Genomic DNA, 24243 nt, shown 5'->3' with positions numbered 1-24243 from the left:
AAATTACTTAATCCCTAATCTTTTTTTTAATTTTAAAAATAATAAAGCAATAGTATAAGCGTCTTCAGAAGGAGAATTGCGGTAGTTTTTAGGCAGTTTAAAAATGTCGGACAGTTCGTCGAGTGAAAACTGCTTGTCATTGATATCTACCAATTTTCTATACATGACATCAATGTCTAAAGCTTCGTTTTTTAATCGGCCGCAGTCAAATCTTGCCAAAGCGCTATTAATCATGTCAACATCAAAATCGACATGATGCCCTATTAGGACAGCATTTCCAATATATTCAATAAATGCTTTTATTGCTTCGGGTTCACTTAATTTTTTCATTTTGCTTTCCAGAATAAATTCATTTGAAAGCCCATTGTCATGAAAATATTTGTACTGCAAAAGAACTGCTTCAAAATTATCACCAATATAAATCCTATTGTTTACTATGGCAAAAGAACCAATGGATAAGACAACATCTTTTTCGGGATTCAAACCAGAAGTTTCTGTTGTAAATACAACATACCGCTTTGGTTTTTGATCAAACTTAGCAAGGTAAGTTTTCCAAAACTCAGGATATTCTTTATTTATATTTTTTAGCCAATCGAGCATCATTATGAAAATTGCGTTAGTTTGAAATTACTTTTAATTAATTCTTCGAGTTCTTTCATTGGGGCTAAGGCATTCTTTAATTTTTCTTTTTCTAATTTAGTCAATTCGCTCAGATTGATATATTGTCCTGAATTCTCATTTTTTAAGCCTTCATTTACTCTAAATTTTGATAAGGTTAAAAATGCTTCGGCACAATTTAGGTAAATATCAGAGTTTTTGGAATCAATAATGGCCAACTGTTTGAAACGTAGGTAGGTATTGTTTAATCCTTTGATTTTAAAATGCAGTGCAAACAATCTTGCTCCATCGATAAGCGGCATTAAAGCTCTGGTTTTTATGTCAAATTTATCTTTATTTGGTTCATCCTCTTCTACTGCAAATTTCTTAAAAAATGTAAGAGGTGAATTTTTTCTCAAAGCATCATTTCCAAGAAAATCAAAAAATAAAGTGTTATGCTCCAAATCTTTTAGAATGACATTTTCTATCGCTTCGAATATTTTTTTCTCACCAAATACAAGTTCCTGATCAAAGAAAATACTGCTAAGATCATTACTGTTTTCACCTGGAGTATTCATCCAGCTGTCATATTGTTTAGTCCAGTCTGTTAGTGATTTACACCAAAGCATATTGCTTGCCATATGGCCGTTTGGACATAATTCATAACCTACTTTTTCGAGTGTTGCCGTGGTCTTTTTGCCTAATTTCAAAAAGTAATCCCTTATGTCCCTGTATTTGTCCGGAGCAACATCTTCGAAGATCAAAATACTGTCTTGATCAGTAAGAAGTAACTGTTCTTTTCTTCCTTGGCTCCCTATGCTTAACCACACAAAACGGGCAGGAGGAGAACCTAATTCTAAAATCGACAATTCGACTGCTCGTTTTAAAATAGCAAGGTTTATCTCGCTTGTAATATTGTTTATGTTGGAAAGCGGTATGTTTTTATGAATTGAATTCTGAATTAATTCAGTTAATCGCTCTCTAAGATTTTTCAGATCCTTACCATTCGAAGCTCTTTTAATTTCTTTAATTAAAACGCCAGGATTATTGGCTTGTGCTATAATCAGATCGTGTTCGGAAATCAATCCTTTAACGACTGATTTGTCTGTTCCGTCGATGGTAACACATAAATGTGTCACATTGTTTTTTAGCATCATAAGCTGCGCTTCGGCCAGTGAGATATTCTCAACGACAGTTACTACAGGAGAGGACATGATAGCTTTAACGGTAACAGTTAATGGAAACAGTCCTGTGGCAATTTTGGAACACATATCGGTATGGGTCACAATTCCGATAGGTAATTTGTTATCACAAATGACAGCGCTAGTTGATAAATTTTCGGTCATTAAGAGCGCAACATCCTTAACGGTATCATTAATGGCAACAGTAAGCGGTGATCTGTTATAGGCTAAAGATTGGAAATACTGCATTTCCGATTTTTGATCTATATAGAATACATCATTAGCCAGTTTTTCTCTTAAGTTTTCTTTTTCTTTTGGATGCCAGGTATTTGTGGCAAAACTTTCTAAAAGAAAGTTTAACACATCTGGATTATTTGCAACAAATGGCCTGAATGTCGCAATAGGAATAGCATATACGATTGATTCTTCACGAGATTTGGCTGTCATCATGTAATTATTTTTGGCAAAAAAGGGTCTGAGGCCAAAAACATCACCAGCATGACATTTATTTAAAAGTGTTTCTTCAGCATCCGCTATTACTGATAAATTTACCGTTCCAGAAGCAACAACATAGAAACAATCGTGAAGCTTATCGTTTATTTGAAATAAAGTTTCGTTTTTTTCTAAATTTAAAACTCTAATATTTGTAGCGATTGCTGACAATTCCTGAAAAGTCAAGTTGTCAAAAGGCGGATATTCCTTCAAAAAATCAGCAATATTCTCTGCAATTGTATTCATAGTTCTTTTGTAAAGTAAAGTCAGTAAAAATAGTAAAAAATAGAAGCAAAAGAAAGGTATGAATTTTAAATTTGATTTATCGATGTTATAGTTAATTTTTTCATAAATAATAGTTTAATTGTTATATGTTAGATGTAATTATATAATTTTAGTATTAAATAATTAAAAAAAACATGAAAAATTTTAAAAACACATTACTAGTTTTGTTTTCTTTTTTTGCAGTATCATTTGCAAATGCGCAAGAAAAACCTTTAAGTCCGGCAGAAACAGTAACCGGCAAAATAAATGGCGCTACAATAACTATCAATTACGGTAGTCCGTCAGTAAGAAGCAGAAAAATATGGGGGGAATTAGTTCCTTTTGATGCTGTTTGGCGTGCTGGTGCAAATGAAGCAACAACATTTGAAACCAATAGAGATCTGATTATTGAAGGCTCAAAATTACCAGCTGGAAAGTATTCTTTTTTTGTAATTCCAAATGAAAAAGAAAGCACAATTATTTTTAATAAGGAAGCAAAACAATGGGGAGCTTACAAATATGATGAAAAAAAGGATCAGCTTCGTGTAAAAGTTAAGCCTGGAACTGCCAGTTCCAGTGTAGAAAAACTTGTTTATGCAATTAATTCAAATGATGTTGTTTTAAGCTGGGATAATTGGAATATTGGTTTTAAAGTAAAATAATTTTCACAAAACATTTCAAATCAAAATATTTTAAATCATCGTCAAATGGCGATGGTTTTTTTTTGGATTAATTTATTGATTGAGAAATGGAACACGGATTTTACTGATCAAACAGATTGGCATAGATTTTTTATTGGCATTAAAAATGTCTGTTGGGAAGTATAGATGAGCTAATTAATTTAATCTAAAAAGAAAATTAAATATTGAACGGATATCAATAAAGATTAGGGTTCTTAAAAATTCTATTTTACATAATATAAATTATAGTTCAAAATATATCATATTGAAATCATGTAATGAACTGATTATAATGCTCATATTTAATAAATAAAGAAACGAACAAAAAAGCAAACTTCATGTCTTTAATCGTGCATTAAGAGCTACTTTTGCAAAAAAAATACAAAGGACTCCTAATATGACAAAAGCAAAATACTTTCAATTAATTCTTATTTTAGGCTCTATGACCGCGCTTGGGCCGTTTTCAATTGATATGTATCTGCCGGGATTTTCCGGAATCGCCAAAGATCTGCATACTACGGTAACTGAGGTTTCTATGTCTTTATCCAGTTATTTTATCGGGATATCGGCCGGACAATTGTTATATGGACCGTTATTGGACCGTTTTGGCCAAAAAAAGCCTTTGTTTATTGGACTTTTGGTTTATATTCTGGCTTCTTTGGGTTGTGTTTTCGTGACAGATATCAATACATTTATTGGGCTTCGATTTGTACAGGCTGTTGGCAGCTGTGCCGCTACAGTAGCATCAGTTGCGATGGTTCGGGATTTATTTCCTGTAAAAGAAATACCTAATGTTTTATCAAAATTAATGCTGGTTGTTGGGCTTTCGCCAATGCTGGCCCCAACAATTGGCGGTTATGTAACCAGTTATTGGGGCTGGCACATTGTGTTCTTAATCCTGATGTGCATGGGGATTTTTGTGATGATTATTGCGCAATTTGGTCTGCCAAAAACTCATGAACCGGATTTGTCTATTTCTCTGAGACCCCAGCCAATCATCAGTAATTTTGTATCGATTATCAAAGTGCCTCAATTTTACACCTATGCTTTTACAGGTTCAATTGCATTCTCAGGATTGTTCACGTATGTTGCCGCTTCTCCAATTTTATTCATGGATATTTTAAAAGTAGACGCTACAGTTTACGGATGGATTTTTGCTTTTATGTCTATGAGTTTTATCGGTTCGAGTCAGTTGAATTCCTTATTATTGAGAAGATTCTCAAGCGAGCAGATGATTTTTGGAGCTTTAATTGCTCAAATAATGATTAGCCTGACTTTTTTGATTTTGGCTATTAATGGTGTTTTAGGATTGTATGGGACAATTGTCATGTTGTTTTTGTTTTTGGCCTGTTTGGGGATTTCCAATCCAAATACGGCGGGATTAACCCTCGCTCCTTTTGCCAAAAATACGGGAAGCGCATCAGCTTTAATGGGCGCTTTTCAATTAGGAATTGGAGCTTTGGCTTCTTTTGCAGTTGGTATTTTTGTTAAAAACTCAATGGTTCCGATGGTTGCTATTATGACTTGTACCACGATTATTGCTTTTATTATTTTGAATATAGGTAAAAGAAAAATAAAGGAACCAATTTTGAATTCTGGGGATGATGAAATTATGATGGGGCATTAAATTTATATCGATAATTTTTTCAGAACGAGCATAGTATTGAGCTGTCGTTTTTTTTATTTTTTAATTGCTTGCCTGTCAAATACTTGTATATTGTAGGTGGGATTTTTTCAACGAAGTCTAGAAAATGAGTATCGAATTTGGTAAAAATAAGAGCAATCATTGTACATTAGCAACTGGTTTATATTGAAGAATTTTTAAGAAACACACATTATGAAACACTTTAAAAGCATCTTTTTATTTTTTCTATGCATGACCCACTTTTTCTGTGCCAATGCTCAAGACAATGCCCCTATTAAAGAATTTAATTTTGGAGGAAATGCTGATAAAAAATCTGGTACAGTCATAAATAAAGCTGTTGCGTATACCAAAGCTATTGGATACGGATTTGATTTACAATCTGATAAAAATGTAACATTTGACGAAAAATCAATATCGGCGAAGAGTCCGTACTATTTTTCAATCAAGCTTCCAGAAGGGAATTATAGTGTGGAGGTCGTTTTGGGCGGCAGTAACAGCGGCATTACAACTGTAAAGGCCGAGTCCAGAAGATTGATGCTGCGGGAAATTAAAACTGCTGCAAAAGAAACTAAAACACTGCGTTTTGTGGTCAATGTCAGAACCGCAAAATTTGATGTGAACAGGACCATTAATCTTAAACCTGCTGAACTTAAGGGGCTGAATTGGGATGAGAAATTAACCTTGGAATTTTTGGGGACATCAATTGTTCAAAGCATTAAAATCACTGATATTTCAAAAATTACAACAATTTATATGGCTGGAGATTCTACCGTTATGGAACATGATCTGGAACCCTGGGCATCTTGGCCACAGTTTTTTCAAAATTATCTGACGACAGATGTTGTGATTGCTAATTATGCTTATTCAGGCTTGTCGCTCAGATCTTTTGAAGCCGGATATCGATTAGAGAAAATTTTGTACTTAATGGAACCAGGTGATTATCTTTTTATTGAGTTTGGTCACAATGACGAAAAAGCAACAGGAGAAGGAAAAGAAGCTTCGGGAGTGTATACTGCTTTATTAAAGGATTTAATTACCAAAACCAGAAATAAAGGAGGTTCTCCAATATTGGTAACACCAATACAAAGGCGTATTTTTAATCCTAATGGGACTTTAAAGCCTACTCACGGCGAGTTTCCAGATGCAATGCGAAAAGTGGCTCAAGAGATGCAGGTTCCTTTGATAGATGTTACTAAAATGACAACTTCTTTATACCAAAGCTGGGGTAATGAACTTTCAAAAAAAGCCTTTGTTCATTATCCAGAGAACACTTTTCCCGGACAAATAACTGCTTTGGCTGATAATACCCATTTTAATAGTTTTGGTGCCAATGAAGTGGCTCGATGTATAGTACAGAATATTAAAAATGCAGGTTTGGATCTTGCTAAACATATAAAACCTACAGTTCCTCATTATATTTTTAAAAACCCAAGCAAACCAAGTGATTGGACAGTGCCGATGAGCGCCCGATTTGAAATTGCCAAACCCGATGGGGAATAAAAAATTAGATTTCTAAGCAGTCATGTTTACAGCAAATAAATATTTAGGATTATGACAAAGAAAGTTTTTTTGTGCTCCTATTTTATACAAACTTGTCATTTCGACGGAGGAGAAATCACATCAAGTGGCTCAGCAGTGAAAAACATCAATCTTTGTCGATCTAGAAACTGAGATTCCTCCTCCGTCAGATGTTTTTTTAAATTCCTCTTATAGTAGCCCGCGTTGCAAACGCTACGATTTATTCTCTAATTTAAGTAGGTACTCGTTGCAGACGAGTACCAGTTGGGGCTTAATAGTCTGCATTTATCTGCTCTGTTGAACAAATTTTGCTAAAAAGAATATCTAATTCTTTGGCCGTGCATCTTTCTGAGTATTCAGTTCTTAAGAAATTTATGACTTTTGGAATTTCAGAAGTTTTTTCAACTATTATATAAGATATGTCTTTGGTGACAAATTCAATTCTGCAACTTAGGTACTAATCGCCATTCTCGTTCATCATAAAATTTGTATTTTGGGTTGTCTACTGATTTTCTTTTTAAATGTCCGGAATAATTTTTGGCATAGGCTTTTATTTTTAAAATTTGATTTTTTTGAAGGCTAGTTAAGTTGGAATCGTCTTTCCTTCGTTCAATAATAAGTTCATTTAAAGTTTCTGCAAAAAGTGAATTGTGATCAATGTAAAGGACTGGATTGATTCCATTACTTACTGCCCAATCTTTTGTTAAACCAATTCCATATTTGCCATAAGCATCATGATGTTGTTTTGAATCAGAAAGTGGAATGTCACAGAATGAAATCATTGGATGAGCAGCATTTCAACCCAAATAGGGATGTCATACGAAGGTTTATTTTGCTTTGTATTTTTCAAATATATAGCTTTTTTAGTCAGAAATTATAGGCTGAATAAAAAAATAATTGGTCTGCGTACAATCTCATTAAGTTAAGGATTCTTATAAGGTTTTTTAAAAATATAGCTTTACTATTAATGCTTTTAAGCCTTCTATTATCCACAAACTTGTCATTTCGACGGAGGAGAAATCACATAACGTGAATTGCTAGTGAGATTCCTCATTCTTCGGAATGACAAAACGATGACTTTATATTCTTAACTTAATGAAATTTTGCTACGCCTCCCCTTTCACTCTCTTCTCTGGTCTGATAATCATTCGTAAGGATTGGTCTTTGGAGAAATAAGCAATCATCCAATGGTAAAAGGTATTGATTCTATTGCGGTAGGTTATCAAGGACATTAAGTGGACAAATAACCAGATCATCCAGGCAAAAAAGCCTTTAAAATGCATTTTGGGTTTTGGCAAATCGACAACGGCTTTATTTTTTCCAATGATTGCCATAGAACCTTTGTCGTTGTATTTAAAAGGTTTTAAGGGCTTATTTTGAACTATTAATTTGAAGTTTTCGGCTAGATTTACTCCTTGCTGGATGGCAACTTGCGCTACTTGCGGGTGACCGCCCGGGAAATTGGCATCATTGGTTTGAATACAGGTATCGCCAATAGCATAGATGTTTTCGGTTCCGTTTACTTTGTTGAATGCATCGGTAGCCATTCGTTTGCCACGGCCGTAACTCTCTGCCGGAATTCCTTCAAATTCTCGAGCCGAAACTCCTGCTGCCCAAATTAAATTTTTGGTTTGAATGGTTTTTCCATCAGCAAAGAAAACAGTATCGTCTTTATAATCCACCACTCGGGTGTTTAGTTTTACGATCACCCCAAGCTGGGTGACTGCTTCTAAAGTGTCTTTTTGGGATTCCTCACTCATAGGCGAAAGCAAGGCATCTCCTCCATCGACCAAATAAATATTACTGGCGGAGGTTTGCAATTCGGGATATTCTTTGAGTAAAATGTTTTTTCGCATCTCGGCAAACATTCCCGAAACTTCGACTCCTGTGGGACCTCCTCCAACGACTACAATGGTCAAATGTTTTCTGCGTTCATGAATGTCTTTGCAGATTGCCGCTTTTTCCAGATTTTTTAATAATGCATTGCGCATTTCAATGGCGTCATTGAGCGTCTTCATCGGAATGGCATTTTTCTTGACATTTTCCATTCCAAAATAACTGGTTTCGGCTCCTGTCGCAAAAACCAAGCGGTCATAATGCAATTCGCCGTTATTGAGGATGATTTTGTTTTCGGCAGGAATCACTTTTTGCAGTTCGCCCAAACGAAACTGAAGGTTTTTTTTGCCTGCAAAAAATTTTCGGAAAGGATAACTGATACTTGAAGGTTCTAAAAAGGCTGTGGCGACCTGATAGATGAGCGGCGGAAAGAAATTGTAATTGTTTTTGTCAACAAGTGTTACTTCAATTTCTTTTTGGTTGGCGAGTTCTTTGGCTAGATTAATTCCGGCAAAACCTCCGCCTATTATTACGATTTGCATATTGGCTTTTATTTTATAGTGATTAGTGAATAGCTGTTAGTAATCAGCGACTATGAGATTAACCTATAAATGGCTAATCACCAATGCTATTAAGCGAAGGGATTCTTGCTAAGTTTAAAAAAAAAACAACTCTCGCAAAGACGCGAAGTCGCAAAGAAATCGGTTCTAAACTTTGCGCCTTCGCGAGAAAAAGACAAGGCTTAACTTAATTAAATTGGGCTAATGGCTAATTACTAACAGCTAATTGCTTACTATTTATAAAAGTACAATTTATATTAGGAGGAAAAACTAGTAAGTAATTACTTTTTGAATTTTTTAACAGGTTTTTCTGCTATTTCGGTTTTGTTTTGCAGTAAATAATTAGCTAACAATTTTTCGATCAATTCGTCTTTGGTCAGATGATGAAAAATGGTTTTTATTTTTGTTTTTAATTCGGCGTCCACGTCGTGATTGGGCTTGGTTTTGAAGATTTGTTTCGCCCATAAAAGCGTGTTGTTTTCTTCAATGCTCGCAACAGACGGTTTTTTGTATTTGGAAAACTGGATTCCCAATTCTCTTTCGAAATCAGCAATTTCAGCTTCTTCTTCGGGCTGTAAAACGGTTAAAGATAATCCTTTGGCTCCTGCCCTAGCCGTTCTTCCGCTTCGGTGAACATATACTTCGTATACATCCGGCAAATGATAATTAACTACATAAGAGATTGCTGCCACGTCAATTCCTCTTGCAGCCAAATCGGTAGCCACCAAAATATTGATGTGCCCTTCACGAAACTGCTCCATGATTCGGTCACGGATTCCTTGTGACAAACTTCCGTGCAAAGCTCCAGATGAAAATCGGTTAATAGCCAGATTTTTTGCCAGTTTATTAACCGCGGCTTTGGTTTTACAAAAAATAATACCGCGCTCACCTTCTTTTGTATTCAAGAAATGCATTAAAACATCCAGTTTTTCGATAGGATCCACCACAATATAGTTATGGTCAATCCCTTGATTACCGACAGTTTCCATGCTGGCACTCACCTGCACTACATTTTTGTTTAAGTAATTTTGGATTAACTGCTTAATGGTCCCAGGCATTGTTGCCGAAAACAAGAAGGTTCTGTATGTTTTGGGCAATTCTGTTATGATTTCGTCTAAAGCTTCTTTTAGGATTGATACCATTTCATCGGCTTCATCGAGAACGAGAAATTTCGTTTCTTTTAGGCTAATGGCTTTGCGCTGCAGTAAGTCGATTAAACGACCAGGTGTTGCCACGACAATATGTGTTGGTGCTTTTAATCGTTCGATTTGCGGTTTGATTGGAATACCTCCACAAACTGTTGCAATTGAAACTTCGGGAAGGTATTTGGCATAACTTTCCAAATTAGTGAAAATTTGCTGTCCCAATTCTCTTGTAGGCACCAGAATTACTGCTTGTACAGCCGAAACATTCGTGTCTATTAATTGCAGTAACGGCAATCCAAAAGCAGCGGTTTTCCCTGTTCCTGTTTTGGCAAGTCCCACGATATCCGTTGTGTTTGTTAATAATAGCGGAATGGTTTTTTGCTGAATTTCGGTTGGGGTTACAATTCCCATTTCGGTAATCGCTTTTAGTGTACCTTTTGAAACTCCTAAATCTGAGAATTGTTTTGACATGCTTTTTTGTTTTTTAATTGTAAATGCTAATGAATAGCAGAATGTTGTCATAGCCCCGATAGTAGTGGAAATCCTTATAAGCCGGGGTTCGGCTTATAAGATTGAAACGGATAGCGGGAAATAGCTCCTGAAAAATATTTTAATTTATTGTGACAGGAATACACATTTGTTTTTGTTGCTGTAGACGGGCACCGCAATGCCTCTCTACGTTGTATTCAATATTTTATTAATCGAGTTCGTTCATGACTTTTTCACGGTATTTTTTACCGATTAATAAAGTCATCTTTAATTTATAATCGTCCATTAGCCATTCTCTGTAATTTTTACTGCATTGGCTAAGGCATTTTGAAAAACGCTTTACTCGGTATTCTATATCGGCTTCTAATTCTTTTGAAAGCGCTTTGGCTTCCTGCAGTTCTTCGGTATTGTCCACACACATGGCGGCGTGCTGGTCAATTGATTTATCTAAAACTACTTTGGATCTTAAGTTTTGAGCTATAGCAAGTTTGTGCTCTTCATCTACATCAAAAGTTACATCGGCAGTTTTGCTGAATTTAGCGCGCAATTCCGGAGGCATCGTGTATTTGAAATGCAATTCGATTTCGCTGTCATCTCTTAAATTCTCTAAATAAAATTCAGGGGATTTAAATATGTGCTGCCAGTTTACGGGATCGCTCCAAAGACCAAAACGAGCGGCATTATTTCCTAAATCGATAACCGAAAATTCATCTTTGCCGGGTAATTTTCTAGAACCACGGCCAATCATTTGGAAATAAAGCGTTAACGATTTTGTCGCTCTGTTCAAAATAATGGTTTCAACAGTTGGCTCATCAAAACCGGTTGTCAAGATTCCTACCGAAGTAAGAATAGCATCAGGTGTATGTTTAAACCAATGCAGAATCTCTTTTCGTTCTTCGGTACTGCTAGTATTATCAAGGTGGCGAATACCGTAACCAGCTTCTCTAAACGTTTCATAAACATATAAAGAGGTATTGATACCGTTGTTGAAAATCAAGGTTTTTTTACCCAAAGATTTTTCGGTGTAAGCATGCAGTAATTTTTCCTGCATGGCCATATTGGTGTATAAATCATCGGAAGATTTTACAGTGTAATCTCCGTTGATACCTACTTTTAATGATGTTAATCCAACATCATAGCTATAGGTAACGGCTTTTGCCAAGAAACCATTTTCGATTAATGAATTGATGGTGTCTCCCACAATCAGCTCATCATAGCTTTGGTGCATTGGCAATTTTATGTTTGAGCTCAAAGGAGTTGCTGTAACTCCAAGTATGAATGCATTTTTGAAAGATTTCAATAATTTTCTAAAGGAATTGTAATGCGCCTCATCTATAATTACCAGACCTATATTATCTAAATGTAATTTTTCGTCATTGATACGGTTTTTCAAAGTTTCGACCATAGCCACAAAACAAGAATAATCATTTTGGTCAGGAAGTTCTTTTACTTTACTGTTGATAATTTTGTTTTTTACATCAAATCCTTTTAACATTTTTGAAGTTTGCTTGCACAATTCGATACGATGTGTAAGCACCACCACTTTTTTGTTGTGTTGGGATAAATAACGGCGTACGATTTCAGAAAAAATCACAGTTTTTCCTCCGCCTGTAGGCAATTGGTATAATAAATGATGTTGTGCAGGGGCATTGTCTATACGCTCAAAAATGGCGTCAATGTCTCCTTGCTGGTAAGCGTAAAGTTCTTTTTTGGCTTCGATTTCAATTTCTAAACTCTCTTGATGCATTGTATATTTTTCGATTTTTGCAAAAATACACCTAAAAAACAGTTATTAAGCCATATTTTTTTAAAAATTATCCTTGGAATTAAATTAAAATGATTTTCCAAACGTACTTTTAATCTTCCAAAAGCGCGATACTTGTTTTGAAATCAGACAGATTCTGCCATTTTTGTTGTGAAATTTCTTCGCAAATTCCGATTAAACGAGTTTTAAATTCGCTCATAATTCCATTTGAAATAATGAAGTTTACGGCTTGATCAAATGAGTTAAACATGCTTTTGTAGAACAATTCTTGCTTTATAATATTCTCTGAAGCAAAAGTCTGAGCAATTTCGATGTTATAAAGCATTACATCGGCAATAACGAATGGGTCGACTCCTAATACTATAAAGTGTTTGATGTATTTTTGTGCGACCGAACGCCTCATTTTTGGTTTTTTTCTTTTTCCTTTCGTTTGCATCGGAAAATATTCTTGTGAGATTTTGAGTTTGCATTCCTGTAATAAGGTTTCCTCTTTTGGATTGAAAACAAAATTGTAATATACTTTTACTGGACTGAACTTTTCATACAACTCAAGAATCTGCTCTTCTAGCTGTTCTTTGGTAAGTTCATTTAAATATTTTTTTAAATCGCGCTTGCTCATTTTCAAAGTTTAAGAATACAAAAGTAATTTACTTTTTAAAGGAATACACCAATAATCATTGATATTGACTAATTTTGCTGTTCTAATTGAAAAAACAACTACAAATGCTTAGAATTTTCAAAATTACCGCTATTTTAGAAGGTATCTCTTTTTTGGTTTTAATTATTAATATGGTGATTGTCAAAACCAATAATCCGGAACTTTACCATACAATAGTACGTCCGTTTGGAATAGGACATGGTGTATTATTTATTGGTTATGTTTTATTGGCTATTTTGTTGAAGAATGCACAAAAATGGGATTTCAAGGTTTTTGGAATCATTTTGGCAGCTTCGTTGCTTCCGTTTGGCACTTTTTATGTGGAGAAAAAATATTTGTAAAATTTCTGGCTGTTAGTAATTAGTGAACGGTGATTAGTTTTTGGACACTAATTACTAATCACTTAAAAAACAAAACATGGACAAACTCATTCATAATATTTTTAGTTTTCTTTATCCTGTTTTCAGGGATTGTGGAATGAGCAGATCAGTATCGACATACTTGAGTTTGTTTTTCAACACTATTTTGCTTTGTGTTTTGGCTTATTGGCTGTATGTGGTTTTTCGATTTATATTGGTAACTATTTTGGCTATTGTTGCCCAAAGAACTAAAACTAAATTTGATGATTTATTGGTGAGTAACAAAACGGCCAAGTATATTGCTTATTTGGTTCCGCTGTTTTTTGTTTTTAAGTCGGTTCCGGTAATTTTGGACAAATTTGAATATTGGGAGAACGTTTTTGGTAAAACTGTTGCCACTTACATTGTTTTGCTGATTTTGTGGATTATCCGAACCATTTTTAATTCAGTAAGAGATTATTTAAAGCTGATTCCGCGCTACAGCGATAAACCTATTGACAGCTTCATACAGGTTATCATGATTGTGTTGTGGATGTTTGGGATTACGTTTATAATTTCTAAATTGTTTGATATTGACCAAAAGGAACTGCTGACAATACTTGGAGCTGTTTCGGCTGTAATTATATTAATTTTTAGAGATACTATCTTGGGTTTTGTAGCAAGCGTTCAAGTGGCGATAAACGACATGGTGCGTATTGGGGATTGGATTACAATGGATCGTTACGGTGCTGATGGCGATGTGATCGAAATTAATTTGGCCACGGTCAAAGTTCGAAATTTTGACAATACAACAACTACGATTCCAACATATAGTTTGAGCTCCGACTCTTTTCAAAACTGGAGAGGAATGCTTAATTCAGACGGAAGACGCATCAAGAGACATATTATTATCAAAGCCAATAGCATTCGTTTTCTTGAAGATCAGGAACTCATTGATTTAAAGAAAATAGATCTTTTAAGCGCTTATATTGATACTCGAAAAGTTGAGATTGACAACTTCAATCGAGGGAATAAAATTGATAAAAGCTTAGCTATAAATGGTCGCAACCTTACTAATTTGGGGTTATTTCGAAAATACATTACCCAATATCTGCATCAATATCCAGGATTAAATAAGGATATGCTGATGCTTTGCCGACAGTTACAGCCAACTCCTTATGGTGTTCCGCTGGAAGTTTATGCTTTTTCCAAAGACAAGCGTTTTGAGAATTACGAATACATAATGGCAGATATATTTGACCATATAATTGCATCAGTTCCCTACTTTGATTTGGAAATTTTTGTAATGCCTACTGAAAATGTTGTGAAGCCTTAATATTATAGTGTTTTGAAATATAAAAACTGTTTAAATCTGCGTGCCATTTATATTTAAATTACACAGATTTAAACAGTTTTTTTAAATTAATTTACTGCTTTGACAATAATAGCTTAGTAGCTTTTTCTAACTCAATCTGTCTTTTACAAACTCAATTTCTGTTTTCCCGTGTGCTTTTGGTTTTCCGTCTTCGCCTAAGTTTACCATTATGGTACTGTCTATAGTAATGATAGTTTCACGCGTCATCATGTTTCGGGCTTCGCATTTTAATTCCAATGAAGAACGCCCAAATTTTACAACGTCAATGCCTATTTCGATGATATCTCCCTGTCTTGCAGAGCTTCTGAAATTGATTTCAGACATGTGTTTGGTTACAATTCTGGGGTTTTCTAATTGTATAATGGAATACAAAGCCAATTCTTCATCTAACCAAGCTAATAATTTGCCTCCAAATAAGGAGCCGTTTGGGTTTAAATCTTCTGGTTTTACCCATTTTCTGGTATGAAATCGCATATTTATTATTTTATATTGCTAAAATAATACATTGCTAACAGTAATTTTTATATTTTTAAAGAAAAAAGATGGATCAGAGAGATAAATTAATAAAAGAAATTCGTGGAGAATCATTGGGAAATATCAATATTCAATCGTCTTCAGAAGAGTTGTTTCAGAATGAGGTGCTTAGGCCTATTTTGAAATTGCAGAATGATTTGTTTATTGCTTCTTTTTTAAATTATATCAGCAAATACAAAAGAGATTTTTATACCAAAACGGTAGAAAATAAGCTGGCCATCATTGAAAATGCTATTCAAAAAGACATTAAATTTCGAAATGCTTTAAAAGGTATGATTATTGGATTATTTACTACTGATGAATATTCGATTTATATTAAAAATTCGTCTAGTCTGAATAAAAGAATGATGAATTTATTGATTGAAAGATTGAAAAGCCAAGTGCAGCTGTTTGATCACGAAAATTAATCGATTGGGTTATTATTGTTTTCGGTATTGATATTTTTTAATGCTTAATATTTTTATTTAACAGGATTATTACTTCTAAAAGTATTTTCTGTTCTTCAAATTATTAAAAAATAAATCTTAAAATTTTTACATTTTTTCTTACTTCCGATTAATTGCGACGTTTATTTATAAGATATTGCTAAAACGATTTAATAGTCACTAATTGTTGGTATTTAATAATTAATTAACTCATAAAAAATAAATATCACTGTTTTTTTACTATTATTGTATTGAAATGATAATTTAATTATTAATAATTACTTCGTAACATTTTAATTTTTTAGCAAATGGAAAGACGGGAGGCACTAAAAAAGATTGCTTATTTAATGGGAGGAGCTATTTCTGCTACAACAATGGGAGTTTTATTAGAAAGTTTTACAGTATTTGAGCCCAAAAAGAATACCTATTCCTATTCAGCCGCTGATGAAGAAATTTTTGCCGAATTTTCAGAAATTATTCTACCGACAACCGCAAAATCTCCTGGAGCAAAAGCCGCTGGTGTTGGCGCTTTCATACCATTAGTTATAAAAGATTGTTATCCTCCAAATCTTCAAGAAATCTTTAAGAATGGATTTGAAGATATGCTGGCAAAATGCAAAACAAAATTCAACAAAGAATTTCTTAGTCTCAACAGCGAAGAAAAAAATCAGCTCATGGTCGAATTGAAGCAACAGGCTATTGACAGCAATAAGGAACCTTCTTTCTTTTTAATTACCAGAGATCTAACTCTGTTAGGGTATTTTTCTTCAGAAATTGGCTGTACAATTGCTAGAGAATATTTGYCCATTCCCGGAAGATATGATGGTAATGCCGAATACAATCCTGAACAGAAAGCTTGGGCTACATAATGTTAAAGCATCTATAAAATTTATTTTTTATTAATTCCTAAAAAGAGAATAGTGAATTACAATTCTGACAGCAAAAAGAATAATACTTATGACGCAATTGTTATAGGTTCAGGAATAAGTGGCGGATGGGCTGCCAAGGAGTTAACCCAAAAAGGATTAAAAGTCCTAATGCTGGAACGTGGGGAAAATATTGAGCATATTAAAGATTATGATTCGGCGATGAAAGCACCTTGGGAAATTGCCTATTGCGGAAAATTAACTGAAGATCAAAAGCGAGCACATCCCGTACAGACCAGGGATTACCCATACACTCAAGCTAATGAAAGCTGGTGGGTAAATGATTTAGAATGCCCTTACACGGAAGATAAACGATTTGATTGGTACAGAGGTTTTCATGTCGGTGGAAAGTCTTTGATGTGGGGGCGCCAAAGCTATCGTTTCAGTGATCACAATTTTGAAGATAACATCAAAGACGGCCATGGCAATGACTGGCCAATCCGATATAAAGATATTGCGCCTTGGTATGATTATGTTGAAAAATTTGCTGGCATTAGCGGGCAAGCCGAAAATTGGCCTTTATTGCCAGATGGCCAGTTTTTACCTCCTATGGATATGAATTGCGTTGAAAAATCAGTTAAAGAACGTCTCGAAAAACATTATAATAAATCCAGAATATTAACTATTGGCCGTACTGCAAATCTGACTGTGCCTCATTTAGGCAGAGGAAGTTGCCAGTACAGGAATTTATGCAGCAGGGGCTGTCCATTTGGAGCCTATTTCAGTACGCAGTCTTCTACCTTACCAGCAGCTATGGCCACCAAAAAGCTGACTGTTCGCCCCTACTCGATTGTCAACCATATTATTTATGATAAGGACGCCAAAAAAGCCAAAGGAGTAATGGTTATCGATTCTCAGACTAATGAAAGTATGGAATTTTATGCCAAAATTGTTTTTGTAAATGGGTCAACCTTAGGTTCAACTTTTATTTTATTGAATTCAATTTCTGAAGCTCACCCCAATGGATTGGGCAACGGCAGCGGACAGCTTGGACATAATTTAATGGATCATCATTTTAGATGTGGCGCTGAAGGAACTGTAGAAGGTTTTGAGGATAAATATACTTATGGACGAAGAGCTAATGGCATTTACATCCCAAGGTATCAAAATTTTAATGATGACAAAAGAGATTATTTGCGGGGTTTTGGATATCAAGGCGCGGCAAGCAGAGGCAATTGGCATAAAGAAGTGGCAGAATTAGACTTTGGCGGAGATTTCAAAGAAATTTTATCTAGGCCAGCTGAATCATGGACAATGGGATTAGGCGGTTTTGGAGAAATGCTTCCATATTACGAAAACAAAGTGTACATCGACCATTCTAAAAAAGACAAATGGGGACAGCCTGTATTGGCTATTGATTGCGAATATAAAGAGAATGAGGCCAAAATGCGTGAAGATATGATGTATGACGCTGCAGAAATGCTTGAAGCTTCAGGTGTCAAAAACGTAAAAGCTTATGATAACGGCTGTTATCCGGGAATGACTATTCACGAAATGGGGACAGCCCGCATGGGGAATGATCCAAAAGAATCCGTGCTGAATAAATGGAATCAAATGCACGAAGTGAGCAATGTATTTGTGACTGATGGTTCTTGCATGCCTTCAAGTGCATGCCAAAATCCTTCATTAACATATATGGCTTTAACTGCCAGAGCTTGTGATTATGCCGTGAAAGAATTAAAGAAGAAAAATATTTAGATTAGGATATTCAATTATGAGAAAATTAAAAATGGGAATGATTGGCGGCGGAAAAAATGCTTTTATTGGAGCAGTCCATCGCATTGCGGCTAACATGGATGGATTAATCGAATTGCATTGCGGCGCTTTTAGTTCTAATCCAGATTTATCGCTTGAATCCGGTAAAGAATTAGGTTTGCCTGAAGATAAATGTTACGAATCCTATATTCAAATGATTGAAATTGAAGCAAAATTACCTCCAAATGAGAGAATCGATTTTGTTTCAATAGTAACTCCAAATCATGTCCACTTTGCTCCTGCAATGTTAGCATTAGAAAATGGTTTTCATGTTGTTTTGGACAAACCAATGACTTTGAGCTTAACTGAGGCAAAATTATTGGAACAAAAAGTTAAAGAAACCGGACTTTATTTGTGCTTGACACACACTTATGCAGGCTATCCGATGGTAAAGCAGGCGCGAAATATGATAGCTGAAAATAATTTTGGAACCATTCGAAAAATAATGGTCGAATATCCTCAAGGCTGGTTAAGTACTGACTTTGAAAACGGCGGAAATAAACAGGCAGCTTGGAGAACGGATCCGTCTAAAAGTGGTATTAGCGGTTGTATGGGAGACATCGGAACTCACGCAGCCCACTTAGCAGAATATATTTCTGGATTGAAAATTACTCAAATTTGCGCTGATATTAATACTGTCGTTGCCAGCAGGAGGTTGGATGATGACGGAAATATACTGCTTAAATTTGATAATGGAGCAAATGGAATTTTGGTGGCAAGCCAAATTGCAGCCGGTGAAGAAAACAGCTTAAAAATTAAAGTGTATGGAGAAAAAGGGGGCTTAGAATGGCATCAAATGGAACCAAACACTTTAATTGTAAAATGGCTCGACTCTCCTACTCAATTGTATCGTGCCGGAAACGGCTATTTATCACCAATTGCAGCTTTTAATACCCGAATTCCAAGCGGGCATCCAGAAGGATATTTGGAAGCTTTTGGAAATTTATATAAAAACTTTGCACTGGCATTGCAATCAAAATTAGCTGGTAAAGAACCAACAGCAAGTATGCTTGATTTTCCAACGGTAAAAGACGGTGTTCGGGGAATGGCTTTCATAGAAAATGTAATTGCTTCGGGAAAATCAACTCAAAAATGGACTGAATTTAAAATTTAAATCGAATTAAATGACCACAATGCAAGGACCAGCCGTTTTTTTGGCACAATTTATATCTGATGAAGCTCCTTTTAATTCTTTGGAAGGAATTTGCCAATGGGCGGCCAATCTGGATTTTAAAGGTATACAAATACCAACTCTGGATTCCCGCTTTATTGATTTGCAAAAAGCGGCTGAAAGCAAAACCTATGCTGATGAACTTACTGGAACTGTTGCTTCCTACGGCTTAAAAATATCTGAACTTTCTACCCATTTGCAAGGGCAGCTGGTTGCTGTTCATCCTGCTTATGATGATTTTTTTGATGGATTTGCTCCGCAGGCTTTGCGGGGTAGCCCAAAAGCAAGGCAAGAATGGGCAGTACAGCAATTGCATTATGCGGCAAAAGCTTCTCAGAATTTGGGACTTAATGCGCATGCCACTTTTAGCGGTTCGCTATTGTGGCAATATTTTCATCCTTGGCCTCAACGCCCGCCAGGTTTAATTGAAGATGGATTCAAAGAATTGGCTAACCGCTGGCTGCCAATCCTTAATGAATTTGATAAAAACGGTGTAGATGTTTGCTATGAAATCCATCCTGGTGAGGATTTATTCGATGGTGAAACTTACGAAATGTTTCTCAAAGCGGTAAACAATCATCAGCGCGCTTGCATTTTGTATGATCCTTCACATTTTGTGCTGCAGCAATTGGATTATATTCAATACATCGATTTTTATCATGAACGAATTAAAGCTTTCCATGTGAAAGATGCTGAATTTAACCCAACAGGCAAACAAGGGACTTTTGGAGGGTATCAAAGTTGGCTGAATCGTGCGGGTCGTTATCGCTCGCCTGGCGATGGTCAAATTGATTTTAAGACTATTTTTAGCAAATTGGCACAATATGATTACAAAGGCTGGGCAGTAATGGAATGGGAATGCTGTTTGAAGAATCAAGTAGACGGTGCTCGTGAGGGTGCTGAATTCATAAAAAAACACATCATTAAAGTAACTGATAAAGCTTTTGATGATTTTGCAGCGGTCGAAACCAACATACAGCTTAATAGAAAAAATTTAGGAATATAAGACAATAAACAGCAAATAATGAAAATTAAAATTTTAGCGGCAATAATAATTCTAGGTGGATTAAGTTCTTTTTCGAATTATGAGTCAATTTCAACGGGATATAGTGATATAGAAGAAATCCAGCCTTCTGAAGGAGAGATAATAATTAAGAAACAAGATTGTGCTACCTGTCACAAAATAGATAAAAAAGTAATTGGACCTTCCTATTTGGATATCGCCAAAAAATACCCATTGAATGATAAAAATATAAGTTATTTATCAGATAAAATTATCAAAGGAGGTTCTGGAATTTGGGGTGCCATACCTATGGCTTCCCATACTGCATTAAAAAAAGACGATGCAAAAAAAATTGCAAAATACATTCTATCATTCAACAAATAAATTGAAAAGTACCTTATATGGATAAAGACCTTAATAAAAATAAAGTACCTGAATCGGCTATTCGGAGAGATTTTCTAAAAAAGGGAGTGCTGGCGACAGCCGCTTTTATGATTATTCCAAGGCATGTCATGGGCAGAGGCTTTGTGGCTCCCAGTGACAAATTAGTAATTGCAAGTATTGGTGTCGGCGGGAAAGGTAAGTCTGATATTTCTTCTTTTGAGAAAAGCGGCATCGCAAATATTGCTTATTTGTGTGATGTTGATACAAGAAGAGCTGCTGATAGCGTAAGAGCTTTTCCAAATGCTAAATTTTACAAGGATTGGCGTGAAATGCTAGACAAAGAGCATAAAAATTTTGATGCAGTTTCAGTTTCTACACCCGATCATAATCATGCTATTCAGGCCTTTTCGGCTATGCAGTTAGGCAAGCATGTGTATGTGCAAAAACCAATGGCGCATGATATTTACGAAGCACATATCTTGACTGAGGCCGCCTCCCGTTATAAAGTTGTTACTCAAATGGGAAATCAAGGTTCGTCCAATGATGGTACCCGAATTCTAAAGGAATGGTATGATGCCGATTTAATTGGAGATGTTCATACGGTTTACGCCTGGACAGACAGACCTGTCTGGCCACAAGGAATTCCTTGGTCAACTGCGAAGACTGAAATTCCTAAAGAATTGGATTGGAATTTATGGCTTGGAACAGCTCCTAATAAAAATTATGCAGACAAGTTAGTGCCATTCAATTGGCGCGGATGGTGGGATTATGGAACTGGTGCATTGGGAGATATGGGATGCCATTTGATGGAAGCGCCATTCTCGGTCTTGAATCTAAAATATGCCAAAGATGTACAGTGCAGCGTTGGTTCAGTTTATGTAGATGAATTCAAAAGAGGCTATTTCCCAGAAAGTTGTCCTCCTTCCAGTCATGTTGTGTTAACATTTCCCAAAACCGATAAAACAAAAGGAGATATCAAAATGCATTGGATGGATGGTGGTATCCAGCCTGAACGTCCTGAGGAATTAGGGGCCAATGAAATCTTTGGTGATGGTGGAAATGGTACTTTATTCATTGGAACCAAAGGAAAAATGCTTTGTGATACTTATAGCGAAAACCCAAGATTATTGCCTTTAAGCCGTAATGAAAATCTAAAAATAGCTGAGAAATATCCTCGAGTAAAAGATGGTGCCAGTGGTCATCAAAAACAATGGATAGAGGGCTGTATTGCCGGTTATGGCAAAAAAGAATTGAGTTCTCCTTTTGAAATTGCCGGCCCTTTAACAGAAGCTCTTTTAATGGCTAATCTTGCCGTAAGAGGTTATGATTTGCACAAAGAAGTACTTGGCGAGGATGTGTATCCAGGCCGTTCGGTTAAACTGCTTTGGGATAATGAAGCCAAAAAAGTAACGAATGTTGATGATGTAAATCAATTTGTAAAACGCAATTATAGAGAAGGTTGGAAAAACCTAAGTTTTTGAAATAATAAAATTAAATAATAAACCCATGAAAAAAATTATAACAACAGCATTAGTGTTCATTTTATTTCAGGCCATGCAAGCCCAAAAGGGATTCAAACCTATTTTTGATGGTAAAACCACTGCAGGCTGGCATACTTATGGAAAAACTTCGGTTAGTGGCGGATGGAAAGTTGAAGACGGCGTTTTGCATTTTGACCCAGAAGGAGCTAAAAATGGTCAAGGAGGAGATTTAGTAACTGATGCTGAATATGAAAATTTCCATTTAAAAGTGGACTGGAAAGTAGCCCCTAAAGCGAATAGCGGAATCATTTTTTATGTGAATGAAAACCCACAGAAATATAAAAACACTTATGAAACGGGTTTAGAAATGCAGGTTTTGGATAATGACGGTCATCCGGATGGAAAAATAACCAAACACCGTGCTGGAGATTTATATGATTTAATTCAAAGCAAATCGGAACCTGTTAAACCAGTTGGTGAATGGAATACTGCCGAAGTTGTTTGTAAAAACGGAAAACTGACTTATGTTTTAAACGGTGTTATTGTTGTTGAAACGGTACTTTGGGATGATAATTTTAAAGCATTGGTTGCAGGAAGCAAATTCGCTAAATGGCCAGGTTTTGGAACTTTCAAAAAAGGAAAAATTGCTTTACAGGATCACGGTAATAATGTATGGTACCGCAACATTATGATTAAAGAATGGAATACTATGGAAACTACGACAGGCTGTAAATAATAGCTCCAAAACATACTTAAACCAAAAATTAACCTCACTTTATGAATACAACTATCCGCATTAAATTATCTGTAATGATGTTTCTTGAATTTTTTATCTGGGGGGCATGGTTTGTGACTCTTGGTACTTTTTTAGGAAACAATTTAAAAGCTTCCGGATCTGAGACCGCAGCAGTATTTTCAACCCAATCTTGGGGAGCTATCATTGCGCCTTTTATCATTGGTTTGATTGCAGATCGTTATTTTAATGCTGAGAAAATTTTAGGTATTTTACATTTAGCGGGAGCGTTTTTAATGTATAAAATGTATCAATCGGCAGATGTTGGGATGTTTTATGCCTATGTATTGAGTTATATGATTTTGTACATGCCAACATTAGCTTTGGTAAATTCAGTGGCATTCAACCAAATGAAAGATGCTGAGAAAGAGTTTGCAAACATTAGAGTTTGGGGCACTATAGGCTGGATTTTGGCTGGATTGTCTATTAGTTTCTTATTTCATTGGGATTCTGCAGAAGCTGTTTCTAATGGATTACTTAAAAACACATTTCTTTTGGCAGGAACTGCGGCTTTGGTTTTAGGGCTATTAAGTTTCACATTGCCAAAAACGCCACCCAAAGTTAGTGAAGGAAAAATTAGAATTGCCGATATTATTGGTCTTGATGCTTTAAAGCTTTTAAAAGATAAAAATTTCTTAATATTTTTTATTTCATCGATTCTGATTTGTATTCCATTGGCTTTTTATTATCAAAATGCACATCCTTTCCTGACCGCCGCCGGGGTTGAAAATCCGACAGGGAAAATGGCTATAGGACAAATTTCAGAAGCATTATTTTTATTATTCATTCCAGTATTTTTTGCCCGTTTTGGATTTAAGAAAACAATTCTGGTGGGAATGCTTGCTTGGGCTGTCCGCTACATTTTATTTGCTTATGGCAATGGCGGCGATTTGAGTTTTATGCTTATAACTGGAATTGCTTTGCACGGAATATGTTATGATTTTTTCTTTGTTTCAGGACAAATTTATACCAATTCAAAAGCGGGAGAAAAATACAAAAGTGCTGCTCAGGGCTTGATAACATTAGCTACTTACGGTATCGGAATGTTAATTGGGTTTGCAGTTGCAGGCTGGATTACGGATAATTATAAAACTGTTGAAGGAGCAATCAATTGGCTAATGGTATGGATAATTCCTGCTGGAATCGCTTTTGCCGTATTCTTGATTTTTGCTCTTTTATTTCAAGATAAAAATAAATTGGCAAATGAAGTTTAAGTATTTTAAAAACA

Annotated in this window: 22 protein-coding genes; 14 read left to right on the top strand and 8 right to left on the bottom strand. The window is 35.4% G+C overall.

From position 1 onward, the window contains the following. Positions 1-3: 3 nt before the first annotated feature. Positions 4-603 (bottom strand): 3'-5' exonuclease, encoded by a 600-nt coding sequence (locus AC1DVP_RS10630; RefSeq protein ID WP_477183444.1) that lies wholly within the window; start codon positions 601-603, stop codon positions 4-6. Beyond that, a complete protein-coding gene (locus AC1DVP_RS10625) occupies positions 603-2516 on the bottom strand; it encodes a DUF294 nucleotidyltransferase-like domain-containing protein (protein ID WP_477183443.1) in 1914 nt (637 codons plus the stop codon). The genes AC1DVP_RS10630 and AC1DVP_RS10625 overlap by 1 nt, the downstream gene beginning before the upstream one ends. Positions 2517-2689: 173 nt before the next feature. Here AC1DVP_RS10625 and AC1DVP_RS10620 point away from each other — a divergent pair, with 173 nt between their 5' ends. The 3 genes from AC1DVP_RS10620 (at position 2690) to AC1DVP_RS10610 (ending at position 6359) form a co-directional block, all read left to right on the top strand. After that, positions 2690-3196, top strand: a complete 507-nt coding sequence (locus AC1DVP_RS10620) for a DUF2911 domain-containing protein (protein ID WP_477183442.1) — start codon at positions 2690-2692, stop codon at positions 3194-3196. Between the two features lie 415 nt (positions 3197-3611). After that, complete coding sequence (locus tag AC1DVP_RS10615) at positions 3612-4841, top strand: multidrug effflux MFS transporter (protein ID WP_477183441.1); 1230 nt, start codon at positions 3612-3614, stop codon at positions 4839-4841. 249 nt (positions 4842-5090) lie between these two features. After that, complete coding sequence (locus tag AC1DVP_RS10610; protein WP_477183440.1) at positions 5091-6359, top strand: rhamnogalacturonan acetylesterase; 1269 nt, start codon at positions 5091-5093, stop codon at positions 6357-6359. A 455-nt stretch (positions 6360-6814) separates the two neighbouring features. Here the strand turns inward: AC1DVP_RS10610 and AC1DVP_RS10605 are convergent, their stop codons facing one another. The 5 genes from AC1DVP_RS10605 to AC1DVP_RS10585 form a co-directional block, all read right to left on the bottom strand. Continuing rightward, positions 6815-7159: an abortive infection system antitoxin AbiGi family protein gene (locus AC1DVP_RS10605; protein WP_477183439.1), complete on the bottom strand. Its 345-nt coding sequence runs from the start codon at positions 7157-7159 to the stop codon at positions 6815-6817. A 324-nt stretch (positions 7160-7483) separates the two neighbouring features. After that, entirely contained in the window at positions 7484-8755 is a 1272-nt protein-coding gene (locus AC1DVP_RS10600) for an NAD(P)/FAD-dependent oxidoreductase (RefSeq protein ID WP_477183438.1), read from the bottom strand. 299 nt (positions 8756-9054) lie between these two features. Next, on the bottom strand, positions 9055-10389 hold the full coding sequence (locus AC1DVP_RS10595; RefSeq protein WP_477183437.1) for a DEAD/DEAH box helicase: 1335 nt from the start codon (positions 10387-10389) through the stop codon (positions 9055-9057). A 226-nt stretch (positions 10390-10615) separates the two neighbouring features. Further along, positions 10616-12154, bottom strand: coding sequence for a DEAD/DEAH box helicase (locus AC1DVP_RS10590; protein ID WP_477183436.1), 1539 nt, complete (start codon positions 12152-12154; stop codon positions 10616-10618). 109 nt (positions 12155-12263) lie between these two features. Beyond that, the gene (locus AC1DVP_RS10585; protein ID WP_477183435.1) at positions 12264-12791 is read right to left on the bottom strand and encodes a DUF6155 family protein; all 528 of its coding nucleotides are present in this window, start codon (positions 12789-12791) and stop codon (positions 12264-12266) included. A 104-nt stretch (positions 12792-12895) separates the two neighbouring features. On the opposite strand from AC1DVP_RS10585, the gene AC1DVP_RS10580 reads away from it, so the two are divergent. Next, positions 12896-13171, top strand: coding sequence for a DUF3817 domain-containing protein (locus AC1DVP_RS10580; RefSeq protein WP_477183434.1), 276 nt, complete (start codon positions 12896-12898; stop codon positions 13169-13171). A gap of 76 nt (positions 13172-13247) precedes the next feature. Continuing rightward, a complete protein-coding gene (locus tag AC1DVP_RS10575) occupies positions 13248-14504 on the top strand; it encodes a mechanosensitive ion channel family protein (RefSeq protein WP_477183433.1) in 1257 nt (418 codons plus the stop codon). 126 nt (positions 14505-14630) lie between these two features. Here AC1DVP_RS10575 and AC1DVP_RS10570 read toward each other — a convergent pair whose 3' ends face one another. Then, a complete protein-coding gene (locus AC1DVP_RS10570) occupies positions 14631-15017 on the bottom strand; it encodes an acyl-CoA thioesterase (protein WP_477183432.1) in 387 nt (128 codons plus the stop codon). Positions 15018-15085: 68 nt separating this feature from the next. Between AC1DVP_RS10570 and AC1DVP_RS10565 the strand changes: the two genes are divergently transcribed. From AC1DVP_RS10565 to AC1DVP_RS10525, 9 genes are all read left to right on the top strand, one after another. Next, positions 15086-15484: a glyoxalase gene (locus AC1DVP_RS10565; protein ID WP_477183431.1), complete on the top strand. Its 399-nt coding sequence runs from the start codon at positions 15086-15088 to the stop codon at positions 15482-15484. Between the two features lie 326 nt (positions 15485-15810). Further along, positions 15811-16371 (top strand): gluconate 2-dehydrogenase subunit 3 family protein, encoded by a 561-nt coding sequence (locus tag AC1DVP_RS10560; protein ID WP_477183430.1) that lies wholly within the window; start codon positions 15811-15813, stop codon positions 16369-16371. A gap of 48 nt (positions 16372-16419) precedes the next feature. Beyond that, positions 16420-18126 carry a GMC oxidoreductase gene (locus tag AC1DVP_RS10555; RefSeq protein ID WP_477183464.1) on the top strand — a complete coding sequence of 569 codons (1707 nt, stop codon included), beginning with the start codon at positions 16420-16422 and terminating at the stop codon, positions 18124-18126. 16 nt (positions 18127-18142) lie between these two features. Next, a complete protein-coding gene (locus tag AC1DVP_RS10550; protein WP_477183429.1) occupies positions 18143-19297 on the top strand; it encodes a Gfo/Idh/MocA family protein in 1155 nt (384 codons plus the stop codon). Positions 19298-19307: 10 nt separating this feature from the next. Continuing rightward, positions 19308-20360, top strand: a complete 1053-nt coding sequence (locus AC1DVP_RS10545; RefSeq protein ID WP_477183428.1) for a sugar phosphate isomerase/epimerase family protein — start codon at positions 19308-19310, stop codon at positions 20358-20360. Between the two features lie 18 nt (positions 20361-20378). Then, on the top strand, positions 20379-20741 hold the full coding sequence (locus AC1DVP_RS10540) for a c-type cytochrome (RefSeq protein ID WP_477183427.1): 363 nt from the start codon (positions 20379-20381) through the stop codon (positions 20739-20741). A gap of 17 nt (positions 20742-20758) precedes the next feature. Next, positions 20759-22222 carry a Gfo/Idh/MocA family protein gene (locus AC1DVP_RS10535; RefSeq protein ID WP_477183426.1) on the top strand — a complete coding sequence of 488 codons (1464 nt, stop codon included), beginning with the start codon at positions 20759-20761 and terminating at the stop codon, positions 22220-22222. Between the two features lie 25 nt (positions 22223-22247). Then, positions 22248-22958: a 3-keto-disaccharide hydrolase gene (locus tag AC1DVP_RS10530; protein ID WP_477183425.1), complete on the top strand. Its 711-nt coding sequence runs from the start codon at positions 22248-22250 to the stop codon at positions 22956-22958. 41 nt (positions 22959-22999) lie between these two features. Then, positions 23000-24229 (top strand): nucleoside permease, encoded by a 1230-nt coding sequence (locus AC1DVP_RS10525; protein WP_477183424.1) that lies wholly within the window; start codon positions 23000-23002, stop codon positions 24227-24229. Positions 24230-24243: the final 14 nt, after the last annotated feature.

This window comes from Flavobacterium sp. P3_A6, from assembly GCF_056403035.1.
The sequence above is the reverse complement of the archived record's forward strand: the minus strand, read 5'-3'. Positions and strand labels throughout refer to the sequence as shown.

Coding starts and splice junctions, on each gene's coding strand:
- AC1DVP_RS10630 (WP_477183444.1), bottom strand. CDS start 603: ATGATGCTCGATTGGCTAAAAAATATAAATAAAGAATATCCTGAGTTT.
- AC1DVP_RS10625 (WP_477183443.1), bottom strand. CDS start 2,516: ATGAATACAATTGCAGAGAATATTGCTGATTTTTTGAAGGAATATCCG.
- AC1DVP_RS10620 (WP_477183442.1), top strand. CDS start 2,690: ATGAAAAATTTTAAAAACACATTACTAGTTTTGTTTTCTTTTTTTGCA.
- AC1DVP_RS10615 (WP_477183441.1), top strand. CDS start 3,612: ATGACAAAAGCAAAATACTTTCAATTAATTCTTATTTTAGGCTCTATG.
- AC1DVP_RS10610 (WP_477183440.1), top strand. CDS start 5,091: ATGACCCACTTTTTCTGTGCCAATGCTCAAGACAATGCCCCTATTAAA.
- AC1DVP_RS10605 (WP_477183439.1), bottom strand. CDS start 7,159: ATGATTTCATTCTGTGACATTCCACTTTCTGATTCAAAACAACATCAT.
- AC1DVP_RS10600 (WP_477183438.1), bottom strand. CDS start 8,755: ATGCAAATCGTAATAATAGGCGGAGGTTTTGCCGGAATTAATCTAGCC.
- AC1DVP_RS10595 (WP_477183437.1), bottom strand. CDS start 10,389: ATGTCAAAACAATTCTCAGATTTAGGAGTTTCAAAAGGTACACTAAAA.
- AC1DVP_RS10590 (WP_477183436.1), bottom strand. CDS start 12,154: ATGCATCAAGAGAGTTTAGAAATTGAAATCGAAGCCAAAAAAGAACTT.
- AC1DVP_RS10585 (WP_477183435.1), bottom strand. CDS start 12,791: ATGAGCAAGCGCGATTTAAAAAAATATTTAAATGAACTTACCAAAGAA.
- AC1DVP_RS10580 (WP_477183434.1), top strand. CDS start 12,896: ATGCTTAGAATTTTCAAAATTACCGCTATTTTAGAAGGTATCTCTTTT.
- AC1DVP_RS10575 (WP_477183433.1), top strand. CDS start 13,248: ATGGACAAACTCATTCATAATATTTTTAGTTTTCTTTATCCTGTTTTC.
- AC1DVP_RS10570 (WP_477183432.1), bottom strand. CDS start 15,017: ATGCGATTTCATACCAGAAAATGGGTAAAACCAGAAGATTTAAACCCA.
- AC1DVP_RS10565 (WP_477183431.1), top strand. CDS start 15,086: ATGGATCAGAGAGATAAATTAATAAAAGAAATTCGTGGAGAATCATTG.
- AC1DVP_RS10550 (WP_477183429.1), top strand. CDS start 18,143: ATGAGAAAATTAAAAATGGGAATGATTGGCGGCGGAAAAAATGCTTTT.
- AC1DVP_RS10545 (WP_477183428.1), top strand. CDS start 19,308: ATGACCACAATGCAAGGACCAGCCGTTTTTTTGGCACAATTTATATCT.
- AC1DVP_RS10540 (WP_477183427.1), top strand. CDS start 20,379: ATGAAAATTAAAATTTTAGCGGCAATAATAATTCTAGGTGGATTAAGT.
- AC1DVP_RS10535 (WP_477183426.1), top strand. CDS start 20,759: ATGGATAAAGACCTTAATAAAAATAAAGTACCTGAATCGGCTATTCGG.
- AC1DVP_RS10530 (WP_477183425.1), top strand. CDS start 22,248: ATGAAAAAAATTATAACAACAGCATTAGTGTTCATTTTATTTCAGGCC.
- AC1DVP_RS10525 (WP_477183424.1), top strand. CDS start 23,000: ATGAATACAACTATCCGCATTAAATTATCTGTAATGATGTTTCTTGAA.